We start from the raw sequence: 21,566 nt of genomic DNA, 5'->3' as shown, positions 1-21,566 counted from the left end.
GGAACCGGCGGCTTCGCGTGTCAGTGGGCGGATTCGAGAAGCTTGCGGGCCTTGCCTTCGACCTCGAGCCGGCTGTCTTGGTTGGTCCTGGTCCGCGCGAAGGCCGTGATGCCCTGCACGAAATCATAGATCGTCTCCGGCGGGCGGCCCTCCTCAGCGAGCACCGTCGCGACGATCTTCGCGGTCTCGGCCTTCGAGAAACCGCGTTTGCGCATGAACGTCTCGCGGTCCTCGTCCTTGCGGGCGACGATGCGCTCGCGCGCGGTCTTGATGCCGCTCAGGAATGGCATCGGCGAGGAGTCTGCGAAGTGCTCGAGCGCGGGCGCCGCTTCATGAGCGAAGCGGTTCGCCGCGAATTTCGAGTGGCGGATCTTCACCTCCTCGAAATTCTCGACGCCCCAGAGGTTCCGGTTCATGCAAACGGCGCGGAGATAGAAGGTCGCCATGCCGAGCGTTTTCGCGCCGACCTCGGAGTTCCAGCAGTAGAAGCCGCGAAAATAGAGGTCGGGGTCGCCATTGGGAAGCTTTCCCGCCTCGATCGGGTGTGTGTCGTCGACAAGGAAAATGAAGACGTCGCGGTCGGAGGCGTAGAGCGTTGTCGTGTCGCGCGTGACGTCGACATAGGGGTTATAGTGCATGTTCGACCAGTCGAGCACGCCGGGGACCTTCCACCGCGTCTGCCCGACGCCGTCGCCAGCGATCTTCATCACCGCTTCCACGAGCTCGTAATCCCAGATACGGCCATATTCGGGACCGGTCGCGGCGCGAAGTTCGGTCCGCCCGTCGTCGGTCTGCAGCAGTTTCACCTGCTCACCGCGGTGCGCGACGAGGCCATGCTGAAGATTGATGCCGGCGAGCGCGGCCGGAAGCTCGCGAAGATAGGATGCGGGCGCGCCGACGAGGCTGCAAAGCTGTCCGAACGCCCAGTTCGTCGGCGCAACGGGCCGCTCTTCGTCGGGGACAATTAGCGAGAGACGTTCGGGGCTATCGCTCCGCGCCTCGACACGGATCGCCTTGCTGTCGACGACGCGCGTGGTTGCGCGGTCGGCGCGGGCACGAACGACCTCATGGAGATCGGTGAGCGAGAGGAAGCGCTCGTCGTCGGGACGCGAGAACCATTCGGACGAGACACGGCCGATATTGCGGCCGCGGGAGATATCGACGCGATAGGCGCCGCCGACTGGGCGGTCGACGACGGGTGCAAGACTGTTCATGGGAGATCTCCGACAAAAATGGGACGTCGAGCTTGGGCGAAATCACTGCCCGGCTCACACCGACCCCACCCCCTTCTCTCCTCGCTGCCAGTCAGATGGCGCCGTGCGCCACGAGGTCGATGAACCAGATTTGTCGACCTTGCGGATATCGACTGCGGCGGCGTTATTGATGATGAAAGTGCGGATATCGCGGACACGGTTCCGGTGCTGAGCACCGCGCTGGGCGCCATTCGACTGGGACCGAGATGGCCTGCATTGAGCAATCCACGATGGGTTTAGATCGTGACCGTCTCGGCATCGACACCTACCAGAAAAGCAAGGGGACACGTGGTCAGGGGTTGTGATTTCACTGCGATCTCTCGGCGACGATGGCGCCGAGAATTTCATCGGCCTTCCCCGCCGGGAGGAAGAGGCGTGTCCTGTATGCGATCACCTCGCTGAACGCACCGCGCGCCTTCAGCCATTCACGATCCTCAGGCCGATAGTCCCTGATCTCGAACCGGCGGCTGTCGTTTACCATGGCCGACACGAGCCGCGCGCCGTGCAGCCCGGGTATGAGGCCGCCATCACCATACCGGGCGGCCTCGATCAGTTCGTCAGGCGTGAGCATGATCGAGGAGGTGAGGCCGAAAGCCGATTCCAGCTTCTCGATCGCCCCGGACATCACGATGCGGCCGAGGATCGACGTTCCCGATGCGTCGTCGATCCGCCAGACACGGACGTCGTCCTGTGGTAGCTGGTTCCAGACAGGGAGAAGAAGGCCCGTCGCGACACTGATCGTCTCGATATCGACCTTCTCGAGTGCTTCGCCGACCTCCGCTTCCCAGAAGCTCCGGAAGCTGTCGCGGTCGATCACCTCCCAGTGCGTATGCCCGAGACCGGCAAGCTGGATGCGGTTCGAACCCGTCGGGCGGACGAGTTCCATCATCTTGACGGGCTTCCCGTCTTCGTCGGTGATCGACCAGGACGGCACGCAAAGGGCTACGCGCCCCGAACGGCTGTTGCGAAGATATTGGACATCCGAGGAAGCACCCCAAATCTTGTCAAGGCGCGCCCACCCCGTGACACGCGGCTTCAGGTGAAGTTCGAGGCGGAGCAGCCGCGTCTCGGCGCCGGATACAGGATCCTCCCTCAGCACCTGCTGCGAGAGCTCGACGATACGCTCGGCGCGCATCGCCTCGACGCCAAGGTCAAGCGTCCCGGCCTCGCGAGCGGCGTCGACGCGGGCCTGGATGAGCCCCATATATTCCTCGAAAATGGCATCTTGGGTCGCGATGCGGAGCGCGAGGATGCGGTTCAGCCATCGCTGGATCGGCGGCAGCTTGTCGAGCAGGGTTCCATTCTCGTCGACGAGCTTCAGTCCCGTGATAAACTGGAACTTCTCGAGACCGATGCTCGCGAGCTTGCCGGCATGGAGCAGATGATACCATTGGGTCAGCGCTTCGCGAGCATAGCTGCTTTCGAGATTATCCGCGGGGTCGAATAGATTCTGGCCGCCGGCCTGACGCTGGCCGCGTGTGAGCGCGCCGAGGGTATCGAGACGGCGCGCGATGGTGCTGATGAAGCGGCGCTCGCCCTTGCAGTTGGTTGTGACGGGGCGGAACACCGGCGGCTTCCACTGGTACGTCCGATGCGTGCGGCCGAGACCCTGGATCGCGATGTCGGCGCGCCAGCCCGGTTCGAGCAGGAAATGGATGCGCCGCTTGTTCGCGGTCGGACAATCGAGGTCGGCGTGATAGGAACGGCCGGTGCCGCCCGCTTCCGAGAAGACGAGGATCGGCTTCCGTCCCGACATGAAGGCGTCGGTCTCGGCGATATTGGAACTTGCGCTGCGGCGCTCGAGCTTCTGTCGCCCCTGCTCCTCGAGGACAACGCGGCGCGTTCGGCCCGTGACCTCGGCGACAGTGTCGGTCCCGAAATGCGCGATCAGGAAGTCGAGCGCCGCCGGGACCGGCGGCATCGAGCAGAGGCTTTCGACCAGATTGTCGCGCGCCGCGACCGCTTCCTGACAGAGGACAGCATTGCCGTCGCCATCGTGCATCGGCTCGGAGCGCATTGCTCCGTCGGATGAGCGAAAGGCGCGCATCTGACGCGTCGGGAAGGCGGTCTTCAGATAATCGATCAGCGTATCGAGCGGCGAGACGTCGATCGCGAGGTTGGCGCGTTCGTCCGGCGACAGGTCCGCCCGCCGGCGTTCGAGGATCGCCTCGGCTGTGCTGGTCAGTTGCACGACGGCGACATGGCCGGCAGCGAGTTCCTCCTCGATCGCGCGAACGACCGTCGGCATTTTCATCGAGATCAGCACTTGGGAGAAGAAGCGCTGCTTCGCGCTCTCGAACCGGCTGAGCGCCGAGCCCTTGGCCATGGCGTTCATCGTCAGACCCGACATGCGGTCGACGATATTCGACGCCTTCAGCACCTCGTCCAGGTTCTGGTGAACAATCGCCCAGGCGTCGGCATAGGCATCGTAAATCTCTATCTGGTCGGGCGTCAGCCGATGCTCGAGCGGGTCATATTCGACGCCGGCGAAACTCAGTGCACGCGCCGTGTAGAGACCCATGGACTTGAGGTCGCGGGCGACGATCTCCATCGCCGCGATACCGCCGTCGGTCATCGCAGCGAGAAAAGCGTCGCGGTTCACGAAGGCCGTGCCGGGCCCCCAAAGCCCGAGCCGCGAGGCATAACTCAGATTCTCGGGCTTGGTGGCGCCGGTGGCCGATTCATAGACCACCCGGGCGCGCGGCAGTGCGTTCTGCAGGCGCACTCCGGCCAATCCCTGTTCAGACCCCTTGGCCTGGCGATATTCGTCCTTGGTGCCCGCCGCATTGCCCATCGAATGGGATTCGTCGAACAGGATCACGCCCTCGAAAGTGGCTTCCGTCCACTGGAGTATCTGCTGGAGGCGCGAGCATTGGTCGTGGCGCTGCGAGCGGAGCGTCGCATAGGTGAGGAAGAGGATGCCGCTCGCCATGCCGATTGGTTGCCCCAGCGGAAAAGCGTCGAGCGGCTGGATGTCGATCGGGAGGCCGCCAAGCGCGGTCCAGTCGCGGCGCGCATCCTCGATCAGTGTCGCGCCCCTCGAAATCCAGACGGCGCGGCAGTTGCCGCAGTTCCACTGGTCTCGAATGATCGCGGCGCCCTCGCGCCCCTTGCCGACGCCAGTGCCGTCACCAATGAAGAAGCCCATGCGATAAGCATGTCCGTCCGCATTCTCGCGCAGCTGGTCGCCTGCTTCATTGGGCACGAACCGTCCCGGCAGGTCGCGTGAGAAAGCATCGCCAGCATAGATGATCGCTTCGAGCTGAGCATCGGACAGTGCGCTGCTCGCCCGCTTCTGAAAGAGCGGGCGATACTGAGGGATCGGCGGCAGTACCGACGCCATGGCCAGCGATTCAACAAGATTGTCGGGATGAGGCGTCGCGCCCGGAATATCTATCCGGGCGAGGCGCCAGGGCGCGTAAATGCCGACGGGATCACCGACCGGTAGCGGCGCGTCACGAACAGAGTAAGCGAGCGGTTCGGCCGGATCGTCCTTGGCGGCGATCCGCGACGGCGCCATGACCTTGGGGCTCGCGAGCCCGGAAAAGAGCGATCCCGACGCGGATTTGAGCGCCGGACGGAACGGGATCACCGCCGGCGAGGCGGGGGGCGGTTCGTCGGATGGGTGCAACCGGGGCGGGAGCGCAAGCACGATGGGCAACGCCGCCTCGATCGTATCGACCGTGTGGCGTTCGGTCTCGCCGATCCAGCCCTTGTCGAAGACGATCAGCCGAACGGCGATGCCGGTCCCATGCTTGACGTACGGGCGGCCGAGAATGGTAATCTCGACGCGCGGACGAGCGATCTCGGCGACCGAGACATAGCCGCGGGCGCCGCTGCCGTCATGCGCAAAGGCCGGCGACATGATTGCGACACAGCGTCCGCCGTCGGCGAGGCGGAGCAACGCGGAGCGAAGGTGGCGGGCACCGGCGTGGCGATCCTCGCCGCGGCCTTCGCTGCGGCTGAAAGGCGGATTGATCAGGACGACCGTGGGCCGAACATCCGGCGGCAGCCGGTCGTTGATGAACTCGGCATCGTGCGTGGTGACTTCGGCGTTCGTCACGAGAGCGAGCAGCGCGGCGCGGCAGGGATCGCGTTCGTTGAGGGTTACGGAGGCTCCGGCGGCGATCGCGCGCGCTGCGAGCATGCCGGTGCCCGCCGACGGTTCGAGCACATGGTCCTCGGCCGTAATCGCCGCTGCACGCGTCGCGAGCCAGCCGAGTGCGGCTGGCGTGCTGAACTGCTGCATCTCGACCTGGTGTTCGCTGCGATAGGTCTGGGTTGGCAGCGCCTTCTCGAAGGCGAGAATGGCCGAGAAGGCAACTTCCGGCGCGCAGTCCGGGTTTTGGCCTTCATCGAGCGACAGCATGTTCGAAGCCTGCGCCGCTTCGAGCGCGTCATAGGCATCGCGCATCGACCAGTGTCCGTCGGCATCCGATCCGCCGAATGCCTCCGACATGAGACCTTTGAGCAGCGAACGCGTTACCGATTGCGGGTCGGCGAGCCGGGTTTGCAGAGCCCGTGCGACGCCGTGAAGGCGTTCGGCCTTTTCCCGGGCGCCGGAATCTGGAGTGTCGGCGAGTTTGAAAAGCGGAAGAGTCATGGACGATCTCCTGAAACGGCTCCGGGGCGCCTGCCCCTGCCGCACACCGCCCTCCCCCTTTCCTCCAGTCGGGTAGGCGGCATGAAAAAGGGGCCGCGACGCATCGTCGCAGCCCCTAATCGAGGTCGGCGCTGGCTGATCAGGCCGCGTCGGCCACCGGTTCGTCCTCGTCGCCAGCACCGACCGGATCGTCGTCGACCGTCAGTTCGGCGGCATCGGCTGGCTCCAGGTCGGCATCGTCGTTCGCCAGCTCTGCGACGGGACGGTCGAAGCGCATCGCGTCGGGAAGCCAGGCGAGCGCCTTTTCCTTGACGTCGGCTTCCACGATGATGTTGCCCGCGAAGAGCTGTTCGGCCGAGGAAGCGAGGAGGTCCTTCTTTGACGCGCCATAGCGTTGGCCGAGTTCGCTGCCGCCGATTTCCGCGAACAGATCGAGGATCGTCGTCTTGGTGAGCCGCTTGAAATAATTCTTCGCGGTCGGTCGCCACCAGGCGGCGACGTCGATCCCGAGCTTGCAGCCGAGGTGATCGACGAACTCGCTGCCGGTCGCCTTGGCGGGCACGGCGTGGATCGTGCGGGCGATTGCCCAACCCAGCCATGCCGCGCGTGCTTCCTCGCCAAGCGCGCAGAAGGCATCGTAGCGGACGGTGACACCGGCATTGGGGTCGATCCAGCTCCGATCGAGTCCGGCTTCGAGCTTAGCCCATTCCTCAGCCGCCGTCGTGCCGCTCTCGAACCCGATGACGCGCGACGGCGCCGCATCGGCCCGGAGCTCGCTTGCGAGATCGCTCGCCCCGTAACGCCGCTGCGCGGCATCGACCATCACGAACGTCCCGAGATCGAGCGCGAACCGCGGTTCGCTGGCGACATGGACGCGGAGCAGTTCCGCCTTCATCGTTGCGAGTTCGTCAGCGAGCCGCTGGCTGATCGCGGGTTTGCCTGATGCTCCGCCAGGAGCCGCATCGTCGCGGTCATCGTCCGAGTCATCGGTTTCGCTCATCGCTTCGGGGGTTCGGTAGACCTGATGATGAACCCGGGGCTGGCCATCTTCACCGAGGACGACGAAGGCGAGCGCGGAGGCCTTCTGGTCATCGGACAACACCGGCGGACGATTCTGGATGTCGCGGAGTTCGGATTCCAGATCACGATAACGCTGTTCGTCATCATCGGTGATGCCGTCGTCGCTTTCGTTCGCGGCTTCGGCGATGATGGTCATTTCGGCCTCGATCTCGGCGCAGCGCGCTTCATCCTCTGCCGTGGGTGGCGGAACCTCACCGCGAACCGGGCTCAGACCGTCGAGTTCGGTGTAGGAGACGCGCGTCGTCGGCAGCGCACGGATTTCCGCGAAACCCTCGCGTTCGCGAATCGCCTCGGCCTCAGCCGAGAGCCTTTTATCGACAAGGCGATCGAGAATGTCGCCATCGATCCAGTTTTCCGACGCGCTGTCGGAGAAAAGATCGGAGTCGATCCGTCCGCCGGCCTCGACATAGGCTTCGCGGCCGACGAGCAGCGCCTTGGGATCGCCGCCGCGATAGCTGCCTGAGGCGAGCTCGCGCCGGATGGTGTAGACGTCGTCCCCGTAATAGCTGTCCTGATATTGCTCGAACACACGGGCCTGACGAACGGTGTCGGACGTGCTGCCATAGGCCTTGGCGACCTCAAGCGTGATGTCGCCCTTGCGGAGCGCCTCGAAGATCGTCTCGTGAAGATCGGCGAGACGAACGCGCCCGAGCACGAAACGCTCGGTCTTGCCGAACCGCGCGGCAACCTGCGCCGGGGTTTTGCCTTCCTTCTCGATCATGTTCTTGAAGGCAGTGCATTCATCGGCGGCGGTCATCGGCAGCTTCTGGTTTTCAGCGAGACTGAGTTCGATGGCATCCTTTGCGTTCGGCAAGACCATGATCGGGACGCAAAAATCATCCGGCAGCTGGCCCTTTTCGATCAGGGAATGAACCCGCGCGAGTCGCCGGCCGCCACCGAAAATGCTGTAGCTGTCCTTCTTGCGCTTGATCGCGGTGCCAATCAGGTTCTGGAGCACGAAGCCGGCTTGGCCGATCATCGCTTCCAGTTCGGCGTCGGCGTCGGGGTCGCTTTCCGTTCGGACATTCAGCGGGGAAGCGACGCAATTGCGCGCAAGCGCGTATACGATCGGATATGTCATAGTCCGTCTCCTGGCGGCGGAGACCCGACCATCAGGCCACTCGGCGCCGCCAGTCCCCCACCCCCTTTTCCTCCTTCCCGTAGGACATCGTTCCAGTCGTTCCGCCCGTGCCACGGCCAGATTGTGCGGATCTGTCGTCCAGGCGCCGTGTGGGCCTGTATTGCAAGCGGCACGGCTCGGCGTCCCGCGTTGTCATTGTCTGGGAGCAGGACGAGGCGGTTCACGGATTTCGGGATGGCAACATGGGGGAGGCGTTCATTGCCGAGCGTCGCCCAGACCGGAATGCCGAGCAGGATCATCGCCGAGACCGCCGTCTCGACGCCTTCGGCGATCCCGAGAGTTTCGGTTGCTGGTGCGAGCCGTACGGCACCGCCGCAGGGGTGGCCTAGCAGGCGGCGAGGATGGCGAAGGTCGCGTGCACGCCGCCCGCGGGCATCGAGAAAGGTCCTCTGGACGGCGAGCAGACCGGAATCGTCGGTGACGGCGGCGAGCATCGCCGGGCAAAACCGTGCCGCCTTGCCCTTGCCCAGCGGAGTTCGGTCGCAGAAGCGCAAAGAGTCGAGCGCGATGTGAATCGACCGATTGCGTAGGTAGGTCTCGGCGATAGTCCAATATATCGGCCGTCCGACCCTCCAAAGATCGAAGGCGCGCTTTTGCAGCCATCGATCGAGCTTGAACTGCTTGGCGATTCCATCGCCCTTTGCGCCCAAGGCATTCGGATCGAGCCGCCGAATGGCGCGCAGCACGCCACGCGTGTCGCAGCCGGCAAAGCATTTGAACAAGAGTCGGGTGTCGCCAACGCGAACCGATAGGCTCGGCGTTCGGTCATCGTGAGCTGGGCAGCGACACATTCCAGTCGATCCCTGCCAGAAACCGCCAAGACCCCTGACCAGTGCAGCCCCGGCAGCCTCCAATTCGGAATCACGGAGAGTCGAAGGGGCAACAGACATTGGAATTCTCTCGATCAGATCAGACTTCGCTCAAGCTCCCCCTCTCTCCTGTCGTGCTTTTCGCGGCCACCTGGTGACGAAGTCACGCGGCGCGGCGATACCGCTCAACGGCACGATCCTGCCCTGATTATTGTGAGGTGGCGTAGCAACCGGCACGCTTGCGATGGCGAATGCTGCGTTGGAACCGCGCTCGCGCCATTGCTCTCCTCCCGAGGACAAGGAAAATGGAGGATCTCGATTTGTCACGGTCCGAAATCGTCTTCATCGAGCCATTAACCGTGCGGATTCCGACCGCAGTCGAGCTGACCGGGCTCAGCCGATCAAGAATCTACGAGTTGATCGTGTCCGGCGACCTTGAGGTCGTCAAAGTCGGCCGGTCCACGCTGGTCCTCTATACGAGCCTCAAGGCCCTGGTCGGCCGCTAAGCGGTCGATGTTGCACTCATCCCGAAGGCAGGGCGGAGAATTTGCGCACCGCCCTGCAGCTCGTCGAGATAATCGGACCAATGCTGCATCATGCGAACACGTTCATCCCAATATTCGCCGCGGGTGTAGACCCGGCGGGTCGCATTGGCATCGAGATGTGCCAGTTGCCTTTCGATCGCATCCGGGTGCCACATTCCCATCTGGTTGAGGAGAGTGGCGGCCGTCGCGCGGAATCCATGGGCCGTCATCTCTTCACGGCTGTAGCCCAGCCGCCGAAGCGCAGCGCTGACAGTGTTCTCCGACATGCAACGGTGGGGCGTCCGAAAGGAAGGGAAGAGGTATTTCCCATGGCCGGTAAGGGCGTGAAGCTCTTCGAGCATCGCAAGAACTTGCCGTGACAGGGGGACGCAAAGCGAGCGGCGCATTTTCATTTTCTCTGCCGGGATCGACCAGACGGCATCATCGGGATCAATCTCCGCCCATTCTGCCTGACGCAGTTCTCCCGGTCTGACGAAAAGATGCGGTGTCAATCGAAGCGCCACCGCGGTGAGTTCGTGGCCAGTGTAGCCATCGATAGCGCGGAGTAGCGCGCCGACTTCCTTCGGGGCCGTGATGGCGGCGTGGTGCTTCACCTTCGGAGTGATCAGCGCCCCGCGGAGATCGGCCGCGAGATCGCGATCAGCCCTGGCCGTCGCAATGGCGTAGCGGAACACTCTGCTAATCACGCTCCGCATGCGCCGCGCGCTTTCATATCGGCCATTCGCCTCGACTTTACGGAGAACGGCCAGGATTTCCTGCGCGGTGAGTTTCGATATCGGGCGACTGCCGATCATCGGTTCGGCGATGTCGAGGAGCCATCGCACCTTCCGAAGCGTGACTGGCGCGCGATCTTCTCGTTCGATTTTCACCAGCCATTCCTCGGCGATCGCCTTGAACGTATTGTCCTGCGCGATCTTCTGGGTGATCCGCGCGACCTTCTTCTCCGCTGCGGGATCAAGCCCGGCGATGAGCTTCTTGCGTGCCTCATCACGCAATTCGCGAGCGGACGCGATGCCGACATCGGGCCACGACCCGAAATACAGCGTCTTTTGCCGATCGAGATAGCGATAGTTCATTCGCCAGACTTTTGCGCCGCTCGGCCTGACCACAAGGTACAGGGCGTCGGCGTCAGCCATTTTATAGGCTTTTTCCTTGGGCTTAGCGTTCGAAATCTGGATGTGGGTAAGCGACATGATGGTTTCACCTTCGATAGGCTGACCGAAACCATCAAAAACACCATCAAAGCTGATGGTACGCTGATGGTTCCGGCTGGATCAGCCTGGATTCCACTCAGCGAGTCTCATCGAAAAAGCGGTGAGAAACCAGCCGCTTACTGGACGTCCTCGGACATTCCGAGGAGAACAGATGGTGCCCAGAAGAGGACTCGAACCTCCACGACCTTGCGATCGCCAGCACCTGAAGCTGGTGCGTCTACCAATTCCGCCATCTGGGCACGGGGTAGGAGCGGGCGCTTAGCGGCGCGGCTATCGGCTTGTCAACCGCGTCGCGGTGGCCGAGACGCATTTTATCGCAAAGCCACCGGTTTTGCGTCATATGGCCGCCTCGCCCCTTGCTCCCCTTCCCGCTTCGCGGCATGGGGAAGGCCGTCGGCGCGCCCCGCGCCATCCAGAGAATCGATACAGGCGGACCCCATGCAGAAACTCGACGGGCAATTGATCACGGTGCTGGGCGGCGGGGGCTTCCTTGGCCGCTATGTCGTGCAGCGGCTGCTCGCGCGCGGCGCGCGCGTCCGCGTCGCGCAGCGCGCGCCCCGCGCTGCGACCTTCCTGAAGCCGCTCGGCGGGCTCGGCCAGACGCAGTTCGTGACGTGCGACGTCCGCGATCCCGGAAGCGTCGCGCGCGCGGTGCAGGGCAGCGATGCCGTCATCAACCTCGTCGGCGCGTTCGGCGACATGCAGGCCGTGCAGGCCGATGGCGCAGGCCATGTCGCGGCGGCGGCAAAAGCGGCTGGCGCCAGCGCACTGGTCCATGTTTCGGCGATCGGCGCCGATTCTGAAAGCGCGTCGGCCTATGGCCGCAGCAAGGGCGACGGCGAAGCCGCGGTACGCGCCGCCTTTGCCGATGCCGCGATCCTGCGCCCCTCGATCATCTTCGGCCGCGAAGATCATTTCATCAATCGCTTCGCCACGATGATGCGTATGGCACCGATCGTCCCGGTGATCGCGCCGAATGCGAAGTTCCAGCCCATCTACGTCGGAGACGTCGCCGACGCGGTCGTCGCAGCACTCGGCAACGGCGTTGCCGGCAAGACATTCGAGATCGGCGGACCGCAGGTGCTGACGATGGGCGAACTGCTGCGCTGGATCGCGAGCGCGACTGGCCGCTCGCCCTTGTTCGTCGATGTACCCGACTTTGTTGCCTCGGCGCTCGCCAGCGGCCTCGGCTGGGCGCCAGGCGCGCCAATCACCAAGGATCAGTGGCTGATGCTCCAGCATGACAACGTCGTTGCCGATGGCGCCGCGGGGCTCGCACAGCTTGGCATCACGCCCGCGTCGCTCGCCTCGGTCGCCGAAGGCTGGCTGGTGCAATATCGCCGCCACGGCCGCTTTGCCGAGCTCGCTTCGCGATAATGGGCATCTGGCTGACCGCAATCATCCTCGGCATCGTCGAGGGTTTGACCGAGTTTTTGCCCGTCTCCTCGACCGGGCACCTGATTCTTGCGACGGAACTTCTCGGCTATGACGCCGCGCGCTGGGCAATCTTCAATATCGCGATCCAGCCCGGCGCGATCCTCGCGATCGTCGTGCTGTACCGGAAGCTGTTCTGGGAGATGTTCACGGGCTTCTTCCGACGCGATCCGCAGGCGATTGCCTTCGTGCGCAACCTGTTGCTCGCCTTTTTCCCGGCGGTCGTCCTCGGCCTCGCCTTCGGCGACTATATCGAGCTGCTGCTCGAAAATGCAGTCGTCGTCGCGTGGGCGCTGATCATCGGCGGCTTTGCGATCCTGCTCGTCGAGCGGTTCGCGAAGACAAGGGACGTCGGCGGGGTCGCCAATGTGTCGGCGCGCCAGTCGATCCTCGTCGGGCTGGTCCAGTGCATCGCGATGATCCCGGGAGTCAGCCGCTCGGGCGCGACGATCCTCGGCGCGATGTCGTTCGGCGTCGACCGCAAGACCGCGGCCGAGTTCAGCTTCTTCCTCGCGCTTCCGACGCTGACCGGCGCGACGGTACTCCAGCTGTTCAAGCATCGCGACGCGATCACCACGAACGATCTCGGCCTGATCGCGGTCGGCGCGTTCGTCTCGTTCGTCGTCGCTTGGGCGGTAATCAAGGCCTTCCTCGCGGTCGTCACGCGTTATGGCTTCGCGCCCTTCGCCTGGTATCGAATCATCGTCGGCGTCGCCGCGCTGATCTGGCTCGGCATGAGATAGGTCCGGAACGGAACTAATTGACGAAAGATAATTGCGCTAACCGATTTTGAGGTAAATTCGGCGGTCAATTTATGTAAGTGTTGCTGACCTATCGCGCAATTCGCCCGTGACAGGGCGTGTCGGGCCATGCATTTCGCCTCTCAACGAAGGGGATACTGCATGGCTTCCGAACGCATGCTCCAGTTTGTGGAGCGTGAACAATCCTATCCGGACAAGCGCTCCGCCGAAGAACGCGCGCACGACTTTCGCGAGATCGCCGAACGTTACGCGGCGCCCGATGCCGATGCGCAGGCGGCGCGCTGCTCGCAATGCGGCGTGCCCTATTGCTCGGTGCATTGCCCGCTCCACAATCATATTCCCGACTGGCTGCGCCTGACCGCCGAGGGGCGCCTCCGCGAAGCCTATGAACTGAGCAACGCGACCTCGACGATGCCCGAGATCTGCGGCCGCATCTGTCCGCAGGATCGGCTGTGCGAAGGCAATTGCGTGATCGAATTTTCGGGCCATGGCGCGGTGACGATCGGTAGCGTCGAGAAATATATCACCGACACCGCCTGGGCCCAGGGCTGGGTCGAACCGCTGCACGTCGGCGCCGCGACCGGCCAGTCGGTCGGCGTGATCGGCGCGGGCCCCGCGGGGCTGACCGCGGCCGAATATCTGCGCACGCAGGGGCATGAGGTCCATGTCTATGACCGGCACGATCGCGCGGGCGGCCTCCTCACCTATGGCATCCCGGGCTTCAAGCTCGAGAAGGATGTCGTGATGCGCCGCATCGACCGGCTCGTGGAAGGCGGAATCCAGTTCCACCTCGGCTTCGCGGTCGGCGAGGATGCGACGCTCGACGAACTGCGCCAGAAGCATGACGCGATCCTGGTCGCCACGGGCGTTTACAAGGCGCGCGAGATCAACGTCCCCGGCAATGCCGCCGACGGCGTGATCGCCGCGCTCGACTATCTGATCGCGTCGAACCGCAAGAGCTTCGGCGACGAGGTTCCGGCGTTCGACGACGGTCGCCTCGATGCCAAGGGCAAACATGTCGTCGTGATCGGCGGCGGCGACACCGCGATGGACTGCGTCCGCACCGCGGTGCGGCAGGGCGCCAAATCGGTAAAATGCCTCTATCGCCGCGACCGCGAGAATATGCCGGGGTCGCAGCGCGAGGTTTCGAACGCCGAGGAAGAAGGCGTCGAATTCGTCTGGCTTTCGGCCCCTGAAAGCTTCACCGCCGACAAGCATGTGAAGGAAGTCGCGGTCGCCGGCATGCGCCTTGGCGCCCCCGACGCGAGCGGCCGACGCAGCCCCGAGGCCGATCCGGGCCGCAAGTTCGACGTGCCCGCCGACATGGTGATCAAGGCATTGGGCTTCGATCCCGAGGAGCTTCCGCACCTGTTCGGCTCGCCCGACCTGTCGGTCACGCGCTGGGGCACCCTGCGCGTCGATCATCAGACGATGATGACCAGCCTGCCCGGCGTTTTCGCCGCGGGCGACATCGTGCGCGGCGCCAGCCTGGTCGTCTGGGCCATCCGCGACGGCCGCGATGTCAGCGAACAGATGGCAAAGTGGTTGAAAGTCAAAGCGAAGAGCGAAAAGAAGGCGGCATGACCAACAGGGGAAGGAAACTATGATGCCGTCGTTCAAATCGATCCTGCTTGCCGGTGCCGTGGCGATGCTGCCGCTGGGCATTTCGGCCCATGCCGCGCAGCAGGAAGCGCCCGAGGCCGAAGTCGTCGCCGCCGAAGACGGCAGCGAGATGCCGTTTGACAGCGAAGCTGCCGCCGCCGAGGCGAAGGCCAAGATGCAGAAGGAAATGGACGAGGCGATCGCGCTCATCGAAAAGATGTTCGACACCAGCGACCTGCCGCCGATCGACCCGGCGCGCCTGACGCTGGCGCAGCAGACGACCGCCGCGCTGATCCCGGCCGGCAGCATCGAGAAGATGGTCGACAATCTGTACGGCAAGATGTTCAAGACGATCATGGGCGAGTTCGGCGGTCAGTCGGACCTGCTGCTTTCGATCAAGACCGGCGTCGAAACCGACCAGATCGCGAAACTCGACGAAGCGACCAAGGGCAAGGTCGCCGACATGTTCGACCCGCATCGCAAGGAACGCGACGAGCAGATCAACCGCGTGATCAAGCCGCTGATCAGCGAAGTGCTCGCCGATATGGAACCGCCGATGCGCGAAGGACTGGCCAAGGCCTATGCGCGCAAGTTCACCGGCGCGCAGCTCACCGACCTCAACACCTTCCTCGCGACGCCGACGGGCAATCTGTACGCCAGCGAATGGATGGCGTTGCAGGCCGATCCCGAAGTGATGGTCGCGGTGATCAAGGCGGTGCCGCCGCTGGTGACCAAATTCATCGACCGCGCCCCCGAGATCGAGAAGGATTTGAAGGAGCTGCCCAAGGAAAAGCAGCTTTCGGACTTCGACGACAAGGAACTCGGCAAGCTCGCCAAGCTGATGAAGGTCGATATGAGCGTGCTTAAGGAACAGCGCGACATGTGGAACAGCCCGGCCGAGGATGCCGCGATGACCGACGTCGCCGAAGCCGCCGACGATTATGCGGTCGACGCCGCCGCCGATGTCGCCACCGCGGAAGCGGCCGCTGACGCCGCCGTCGCGGTCGAAGCCACCGCATATGATCGCAGCAACTGGTCCGAAGCCGATCGCAAGCGCGTCGAGGAACTGGAAGCCGCCTATATCGAAGCCGAGGCCGCCGCCGTCGAAAAGGCGCGCGAGCGATTGGACAAGACCCCCTCCGAATAGGCGTCAGCCTATCCCGTCAGGACGAAGATGATGACCCACTACCCCACCCCCGATCACGCGCGGCTCGCCGCCGAAGGCATGTATCGCCCCGACCTCGAATCCGATGCCTGCGGCGTCGGCATGGTCGCGGCGACCGACGGCAAGCCGTCGCGCCGCGTCGTCGAGGCGGCGATCGAGGCGCTGCGTGCCGTGTGGCACCGCGGCGCGGTCGACGCCGACGGCAAGACCGGGGACGGGGCGGGCATCCATGTCGACCTGCCCGTCCGCTTCTTCGACGATGCGATCGCTGCGTCGGGGCACAGGGTGCGCCCGAACCGCCTCGCCGTCGGCATGGTCTTCCTGCCGCGCACCGATCTGGGCGCGCAGGAGGAATGCCGCACGATCGTCGAGGCCGAGATCATCGACGCGGGTTTCACCATCTATGGCTGGCGCCAGGTACCGGTCGACGTCTCTGTGATCGGCGACAAGGCGCAGCGCACGCGCCCCGAGATCGAGCAGATCATGATCGCGGGGCCGATGCCCGACGAAGCGTCGATCGACGAGTTCGAAAAGCAGCTCTACCTCGTCCGCCGCCGGATCGAGAAGAAGGTGATCGCGGCGCAGATCGCCGACTTTTACGTGTGCAGCCTGTCGGCGCGCTCGATCATCTACAAGGGCCTGTTCCTCGCCGAGAGCCTCGCGGACTTCTTCCCCGACCTCACGAACAAATTGTTCGAGAGCCGCGTCGCGATATTCCACCAGCGCTATTCGACGAACACCTTCCCGCAATGGTGGCTCGCGCAGCCGTTCCGCTGCCTCGCCCATAATGGCGAGATCAACACGATCCGCGGCAACAAGAACTGGATGAAGAGTCACGAGATCAAGATGGCGAGCCTCGCCTTTGGCGAGCATTCGGAAGACATCAAGCCGGTGATCCCGGCGGGGGCGTCGGACACCGCCGCGCTCGACGCGGTGTTCGAGGCGCTGTGTCGCGCCGGCCGCGATGCGCCGACCGCAAAGTTGATCCTCGTGCCTGAGGCGTGGACGACCGAGTGTGACGTCCCCGACAACCACCGCGCGATGTATTCGTACCTCGCGAGCGTGATGGAGCCGTGGGACGGCCCCGCCGCGCTCGCGATGACCGACGGCCGCTGGGCGGTCGCGGGCATGGATCGCAACGCGCTGCGTCCGCTGCGCTACACGCTGACCGCCGACAATCTGCTCGTTGTCGGGTCCGAAAGCGGGATGGTGCTGCTGCCCGAAGCGAGCGTGCGCAAGAAAGGGCGCCTTGGTCCGGGTCAGATGATCGCGGTCGATCTCGACGAGGGCACGCTCTACGAAGATCTTGCGATCAAGGACAAGATCGCAGACGCTGCCGACTATGCCTCGCGCGTCAAGGGCTTCCGCACGATGGCCGACCTGCCCAAGGGCGGCAAATCGAGCCTGCCCGCATGGGATCGTCAGGAACTCCTCCGTCGTCAGGTGGCCGCCGGGCTCACCATGGAGGATATGGAGCTGATCCTCAGCCCCATGGTCGAGGACGCCAAGGAAGCGATCGGATCGATGGGCGACGACACGCCGCTCGCGGTCATCTCCGACAAGCCGCGTCACGTCGCGCAATTCTTTCGCCAGAATTTCAGCCAGGTCACCAATCCGCCGATCGACAGTCTGCGCGAACGGCATGTGATGAGCCTGAAGACGCGCTTCGCCAACCTTGCGAACATACTCGACGAAAAAGGGCAGAGCGATCATGTGCTCGTGATCGACAGCCCCGTGCTCGTCGGCGAGGATTGGGACCGGCTGCGCGCCTATTTCGGCGATGCGGTCGCCGACATCGACTGCACTTTTGCTGCCGGCGGCGACGCCTCGACGCTGCGCGAGGCGATCGCGCGCGTCCGGCGCGAAGCCGAGGATGCGGTGCGCGCGGGGCGCAGCGAACTCTTCCTCTCCGATCAGAATATCGGCGAAGGGCGCGTCGGCATGGCGATGGTGCTCGCCGCTGCCGCCGTGCACACCCACCTCGTGCGCAAGGGGCTGCGCAGCTATGCCTCGATCAACGTGCGCTCGGCCGAGGTGCTCGACACGCACGCCTTTGCCGTGCTCGTCGGCGTCGGCGCGACCACCGTCCACGCCTATCTGGCCGAAGCGGCGATCGCCGACCGGCAGGCGCGCGGCCTGTTCGGCGAATTGAACCTCGACGAATGCCGCCAGCGTTTCCGCAAGGCGATCGACGACGGCTTGCTCAAAATCCTCGCCAAGATGGGGATCGCGGTGATCTCTTCCTATCGCGGCGGCTATAATTTCGAGGCGGTCGGCCTGAGCCGTGCGCTCGTCAACGATCTTTTCCCCGGCATGCCGGCGAAGATTTCGGGCGAAGGCTATCAATCGCTGTTCATCAACGCGACCGAGAAGCATGAGGCGGCGTTCGATGCGCGCGTCACCACCCTTCCCATCGGCGGTTTCTATCGCCAGCGCGCGGGGGGCGAGGCGCACGCCTATTCGGCGCAGTTGATGCACCTGCTGCAGACCGCGGTCGCGACCGACAGTTACTCGACCTATCTGCAGTTCGCGCGCGGGGTCGCCGACCTGCCGCCGATTTATCTGCGCGATCTGATGGAGTTCAACTATCCGGCACAAGGCGTCGCGCTCGACAGCGTCGAGGCGATCACCGAAATCCGCAAGCGTTTCGTCACCCCGGGGATGTCCTTGGGCGCGCTGTCGCCCGAAGCGCATGAGACGCTGGCGATCGCGATGAACCGCATCGGTGCCAAGGCGGTGTCGGGCGAAGGCGGCGAAGCAAGCGAACGCTATCGCCCCTATGCGAGCGGCGACAATGCCAACAGCAACATCAAGCAGATCGCGAGCGGCCGCTTCGGCGTCACCGCCGAATATCTCGGCGCGTGCGACGAGATCGAGATCAAGGTCGCGCAGGGCGCCAAGCCCGGCGAAGGCGGCCAGCTTCCCGGATTCAAGGTCACCGAGTTCATCGCGCGGCTGCGCCATGCGACGCCGGGCGTAACGCTGATCTCGCCGCCGCCGCATCACGACATCTATTCGATCGAGGATCTGGCGCAGCTCATCTATGATTTAAAGCAGATCAACCCGAAGGCGCGCGTGTGTGTGAAGCTGGTTTCCAGCGCGGGTATCGGTACGGTCGCTGCGGGCGTCGCCAAGGCGCATGCCGACGTCATCCTCGTCGCGGGCAACACCGGCGGCACGGGCGCGTCGCCGCAGACGAGCGTCAAATATGCCGGCACGCCGTGGGAAATGGGGCTCAGCGAAGTCAATCAGGTGCTGACGCTCAACGGCCTTCGCCATCGCATCCGCCTCCGCACCGATGGCGGGCTCAAGACCGGGCGCGATATCGTGATCGCGGCGATTCTCGGCGCCGAAGAATTCGGCATCGGCACGCTCAGCCTCGTCGCGATGGGCTGCATCATGGTGCGCCAGTGCCATTCGAACACCTGCCCCGTCGGCGTTTGCACGCAGGACGAGAAACTGCGGCAAAAGTTCACGGGGTCGCCCGAGAAGGTGATCAACCTGATGACCTTCATCGCCGAGGAAGTGCGCGAAATCCTGGCCAAGCTCGGCGTCACGAGCCTCGACGAAGTGATCGGCCGCACCGAATTGCTGCGTCAGGTCAGCCGCGGCGCCGAGCATCTTGACGACCTCGATCTGAACCCGATCCTCGCCAAGGTCGACGCCCCCGACGATCAGCGCCGGTCGCAGGGCCCAAGCTTCCGCAACCCCGTGCCCGACAGCCTCGACGCGCAGATTTTGAGCGACGCCAAGCCGCTGTTCGAGCGCGGCGAGCGGATGCAGCTCACCTACAACGTCCGCAACACGCACCGCGCGGTCGGCACGCGCCTGTCGGCAGAGGTCACCGCGCGCTTCGGCATGAAGGGGCTCGCCGACGACCATGTGCAGGTGCGCCTGCGCGGCACCGCGGGCCAGTCCTTGGGCGCCTTCCTGTGCCAGGGCGTGACGCTCGAGGTGTTCGGCGACGCCAACGATTATGTCGGCAAGGGTCTGTCGGGCGGGCGCATCATTGTGCGCCCGACCGTGTCGAGCCCGCTCGTCAGCCAGCACAACAGCATCGTCGGCAACACCGTGCTTTATGGCGCGACCGCGGGCACTTTGCTCGCAGCGGGTCAGGCGGGCGAGCGCTTCGCGGTTCGCAATTCGGGCGCGCGCGTTGTCGTCGAGGGCTGCGGCGCGAACGGCTGCGAATATATGACCGGCGGCACCGCGGTGATCCTCGGCCCCGTCGGCTCGAACTTCGGTGCGGGCATGACCGGCGGCATGGCGTTCATCCTCGACACCGACGAGCAGTTCGAGCGCCGCGTGAACGGCGAATCGATCGTCTGGCAGCGACTCGCGAGCGGCCATTGGGAAGCGGTGCTCAAGGAGCTTGTCGAGGAGCATGCCAAGGCGACGGGCAGCAAATGGTCGGCCGAGGTGCTCGCTGACTGGGACCGCTGGCGGACGCGTTTCTGGCAGGTGTGCCCGAAAGAAATGCTGAGCCGCCTGACGCATTCGCTGAACGAAGAAGAGGTCGAGGTCGTCGCAGCCGAATGACCCGACGTGACGGCGATGCGCTTCGTCGCATCGCCGCCGCACGTTCAGCGCAGCGAAAGCGTTGCTTCGCTAAGGAGCCGCATCGATTTTCGCATCCTGAAAGGATGAATTCATGCGCTCGACCGCAAAAATGGCGCTCGCCGCCCTTCCCCTGCTCGCACTCGCTGCACCGCTGCCTGCGGCCGCCAACGAGATGCACGATACCGTCGCGACGCTCAACGATCCGGTCGCCCAGGACCGGATGGCCGAAACGATCACCGCTATGGTCGGCGCGCTGATGCAGATGCAGGTCGGCCCGCTCGCCAAAGCCGTCGCGCAGATCGATCCCGAGTCCGACGCCGCCTATATTCCGCCCGACGCGACGCTCGGCGAAGTGACGGGGCGCGATCCCTATTATGCCGAACGCTTGGGCGACGATGTCCGTGCGACGACGCGCATGGCGGGCCATGCCGCATCGGCGCTCGCGGCTTATGCCCCTGTCCTCAGGGATATGGCGCGCGATCTTGCCGCCCAGTGGGAATATGAGCGCGACGCGGCGCGACGCTGACGTCTAATCCACAATCGCCAGAGGCAGGTCGCGCCATAGCCGTTGCGCGTGGCGCCCCGCTGCCGCTATGCCAAGCGCATGTGGCAACTCTATCAATTCCCGCTCTGTCCCTTTTCGCGCAAGGTCCGCCTTTTGCTGGGCGAAAAGGGCGTGGGTTACGAATTGGTGCGCGAATCGCCGTGGGAGCGCCGCGACGAATTCATCGATCTCAACCCGGCGGGCCGCACCCCGGTGATGGTCGATCAGGCGCGCGGACAGGTGCTGATCGACAGCATGGCGATCGCCGAATATTTCGAGGAAACCGTCGAAGGCAAGGCGATGATCAACGGCACGGCGGCGAACCGCGCCGAGATCCGCCGACTGACCGCGTGGTTCGATCACGACTTCTATTATGAAGTCACCGGCCCCTTGCTGTTCGAGCGGATGCAGAAGCGCATCGTCCACCGCCAGCCGCCCGACGGCGGCGCGCTGCGCGAAGCGATGAAGGCGGCGAACAACCATCTCGATTATGTCGACTATCTGATCGACCACCGCACCTGGCTGGCGGGCGCGACGATGAGCCTCGCCGACTTGGCCGCCGCGGCGCATATCTCGGTCGCCGACTATCTCGGTGGCATCGACTGGACGGGGCACGAACAGACCAAGGGTTGGTATTCGGGGCTGAAATCGCGGCCGAGCTTTCGCCCCTTGCTGGCCGAGCGAATGGAAATCGTGACGCCGCCGAAATATTATGAGGACGTCGACTTTTGACGCGCCACGGAATGCGAAGCGTTCCGAAGCGTCAACCCCCGCGAAGGCGGGGGTCGTTGGCGGCCTTGTCACGCCTCGCTGCGTTAACCGATCGCGGCCCCGCATTCGCGGGGGCGACGGAAT

At 64.4% G+C, this 21,566-nt stretch carries 13 protein-coding genes and 1 tRNA gene; 8 read left to right on the top strand and 6 right to left on the bottom strand.

The window, feature by feature from the left end; translation table 11 throughout:
- Window positions 1–20: 20 nt before the first annotated feature.
- The 4 genes from E5675_RS05375 to E5675_RS05360 all read right to left on the bottom strand — a co-directional run bounded on the left by E5675_RS05375 (window position 21) and on the right by E5675_RS05360 (window position 8,799).
- Window positions 21–1,214 (bottom strand): DUF932 domain-containing protein, encoded by a 1,194-nt coding sequence (locus E5675_RS05375; protein WP_136173675.1) that lies wholly within the window; start codon window positions 1,212–1,214, stop codon window positions 21–23.
- Window positions 1,215–1,560: 346 nt separating this feature from the next.
- The gene (locus E5675_RS05370) at window positions 1,561–5,856 is read right to left on the bottom strand and encodes a strawberry notch-like NTP hydrolase domain-containing protein (protein WP_136173674.1); all 4,296 of its coding nucleotides are present in this window, start codon (window positions 5,854–5,856) and stop codon (window positions 1,561–1,563) included.
- A gap of 139 nt (window positions 5,857–5,995) precedes the next feature.
- Window positions 5,996–8,017 carry a ParB/RepB/Spo0J family partition protein gene (locus tag E5675_RS05365; RefSeq protein WP_136173673.1) on the bottom strand — a complete coding sequence of 674 codons (2,022 nt, stop codon included), beginning with the start codon at window positions 8,015–8,017 and terminating at the stop codon, window positions 5,996–5,998.
- Window positions 8,014–8,799 (bottom strand): toprim domain-containing protein, encoded by a 786-nt coding sequence (locus E5675_RS05360; protein ID WP_247594797.1) that lies wholly within the window; start codon window positions 8,797–8,799, stop codon window positions 8,014–8,016. Before E5675_RS05360 ends, E5675_RS05365 begins: the two co-directional genes overlap by 4 nt.
- Before the next feature lie 392 nt (window positions 8,800–9,191).
- Between E5675_RS05360 and E5675_RS05355 the strand changes: the two genes are divergently transcribed.
- Window positions 9,192–9,392, top strand: a complete 201-nt coding sequence (locus tag E5675_RS05355) for a helix-turn-helix domain-containing protein (RefSeq protein WP_136173671.1) — start codon at window positions 9,192–9,194, stop codon at window positions 9,390–9,392.
- On the opposite strand, the gene E5675_RS05350 is transcribed toward E5675_RS05355, so the two are convergent.
- The gene (locus tag E5675_RS05350; protein ID WP_136173670.1) at window positions 9,389–10,624 is read right to left on the bottom strand and encodes an integrase arm-type DNA-binding domain-containing protein; all 1,236 of its coding nucleotides are present in this window, start codon (window positions 10,622–10,624) and stop codon (window positions 9,389–9,391) included. The genes E5675_RS05355 and E5675_RS05350 overlap by 4 nt on opposite strands.
- 173 nt (window positions 10,625–10,797) lie before the next feature.
- Window positions 10,798–10,884 (bottom strand) — tRNA-Leu (locus tag E5675_RS05345).
- 199 nt (window positions 10,885–11,083) lie between these two features.
- On the opposite strand from E5675_RS05345, the gene E5675_RS05340 reads away from it, so the two are divergent.
- From E5675_RS05340 to E5675_RS05310, 7 genes are all read left to right on the top strand, one after another.
- Window positions 11,084–12,022 carry a complex I NDUFA9 subunit family protein gene (locus tag E5675_RS05340; protein WP_136173669.1) on the top strand — a complete coding sequence of 313 codons (939 nt, stop codon included), beginning with the start codon at window positions 11,084–11,086 and terminating at the stop codon, window positions 12,020–12,022.
- On the top strand, window positions 12,022–12,822 hold the full coding sequence (locus E5675_RS05335; protein ID WP_136173668.1) for an undecaprenyl-diphosphate phosphatase: 801 nt from the start codon (window positions 12,022–12,024) through the stop codon (window positions 12,820–12,822). Before E5675_RS05340 ends, E5675_RS05335 begins: the two co-directional genes overlap by 1 nt.
- Window positions 12,823–12,981: 159 nt before the next feature.
- Window positions 12,982–14,424, top strand: coding sequence for an NAD(P)-dependent oxidoreductase (locus E5675_RS05330; protein WP_136173667.1), 1,443 nt, complete (start codon window positions 12,982–12,984; stop codon window positions 14,422–14,424).
- Window positions 14,425–14,443: 19 nt separating this feature from the next.
- Window positions 14,444–15,589, top strand: coding sequence for a DUF2059 domain-containing protein (locus E5675_RS05325; protein WP_136173666.1), 1,146 nt, complete (start codon window positions 14,444–14,446; stop codon window positions 15,587–15,589).
- A gap of 27 nt (window positions 15,590–15,616) precedes the next feature.
- Window positions 15,617–20,146, top strand: a complete 4,530-nt coding sequence (gltB, locus tag E5675_RS05320) for a glutamate synthase large subunit (RefSeq protein WP_136173665.1) — start codon at window positions 15,617–15,619, stop codon at window positions 20,144–20,146.
- A 112-nt stretch (window positions 20,147–20,258) separates the two neighbouring features.
- Complete coding sequence (locus E5675_RS05315) at window positions 20,259–20,693, top strand: hypothetical protein (protein ID WP_136173664.1); 435 nt, start codon at window positions 20,259–20,261, stop codon at window positions 20,691–20,693.
- A 78-nt stretch (window positions 20,694–20,771) separates the two neighbouring features.
- Window positions 20,772–21,443 (top strand): glutathione S-transferase family protein, encoded by a 672-nt coding sequence (locus tag E5675_RS05310; RefSeq protein ID WP_136176355.1) that lies wholly within the window; start codon window positions 20,772–20,774, stop codon window positions 21,441–21,443.
- Window positions 21,444–21,566: the final 123 nt, after the last annotated feature.

The organism is Sphingopyxis sp. PAMC25046, assembly GCF_004795895.1.
Classification (GTDB): Bacteria; Pseudomonadota; Alphaproteobacteria; order Sphingomonadales; family Sphingomonadaceae; genus Sphingopyxis.
The sequence above is the reverse complement of the archived record's forward strand: the minus strand, read 5'-3'. Positions and strand labels throughout refer to the sequence as shown.

Excerpts from the sequence above, each read along its gene's own strand:
- E5675_RS05375 (WP_136173675.1), bottom strand. The coding sequence starts at position 1,214 with ATGAACAGTCTTGCACCCGTCGTCGACCGCCCAGTCGGCGGCGCCTAT.
- E5675_RS05370 (WP_136173674.1), bottom strand. The coding sequence starts at position 5,856 with ATGACTCTTCCGCTTTTCAAACTCGCCGACACTCCAGATTCCGGCGCC.
- E5675_RS05365 (WP_136173673.1), bottom strand. The coding sequence starts at position 8,017 with ATGACATATCCGATCGTATACGCGCTTGCGCGCAATTGCGTCGCTTCC.
- E5675_RS05355 (WP_136173671.1), top strand. The coding sequence starts at position 9,192 with ATGGAGGATCTCGATTTGTCACGGTCCGAAATCGTCTTCATCGAGCCA.
- E5675_RS05350 (WP_136173670.1), bottom strand. The coding sequence starts at position 10,624 with ATGTCGCTTACCCACATCCAGATTTCGAACGCTAAGCCCAAGGAAAAA.
- E5675_RS05340 (WP_136173669.1), top strand. The coding sequence starts at position 11,084 with ATGCAGAAACTCGACGGGCAATTGATCACGGTGCTGGGCGGCGGGGGC.
- E5675_RS05335 (WP_136173668.1), top strand. The coding sequence starts at position 12,022 with ATGGGCATCTGGCTGACCGCAATCATCCTCGGCATCGTCGAGGGTTTG.
- E5675_RS05330 (WP_136173667.1), top strand. The coding sequence starts at position 12,982 with ATGGCTTCCGAACGCATGCTCCAGTTTGTGGAGCGTGAACAATCCTAT.
- E5675_RS05325 (WP_136173666.1), top strand. The coding sequence starts at position 14,444 with ATGATGCCGTCGTTCAAATCGATCCTGCTTGCCGGTGCCGTGGCGATG.
- gltB (WP_136173665.1), top strand. The coding sequence starts at position 15,617 with ATGATGACCCACTACCCCACCCCCGATCACGCGCGGCTCGCCGCCGAA.
- E5675_RS05315 (WP_136173664.1), top strand. The coding sequence starts at position 20,259 with ATGCGCTCGACCGCAAAAATGGCGCTCGCCGCCCTTCCCCTGCTCGCA.
- E5675_RS05310 (WP_136176355.1), top strand. The coding sequence starts at position 20,772 with ATGTGGCAACTCTATCAATTCCCGCTCTGTCCCTTTTCGCGCAAGGTC.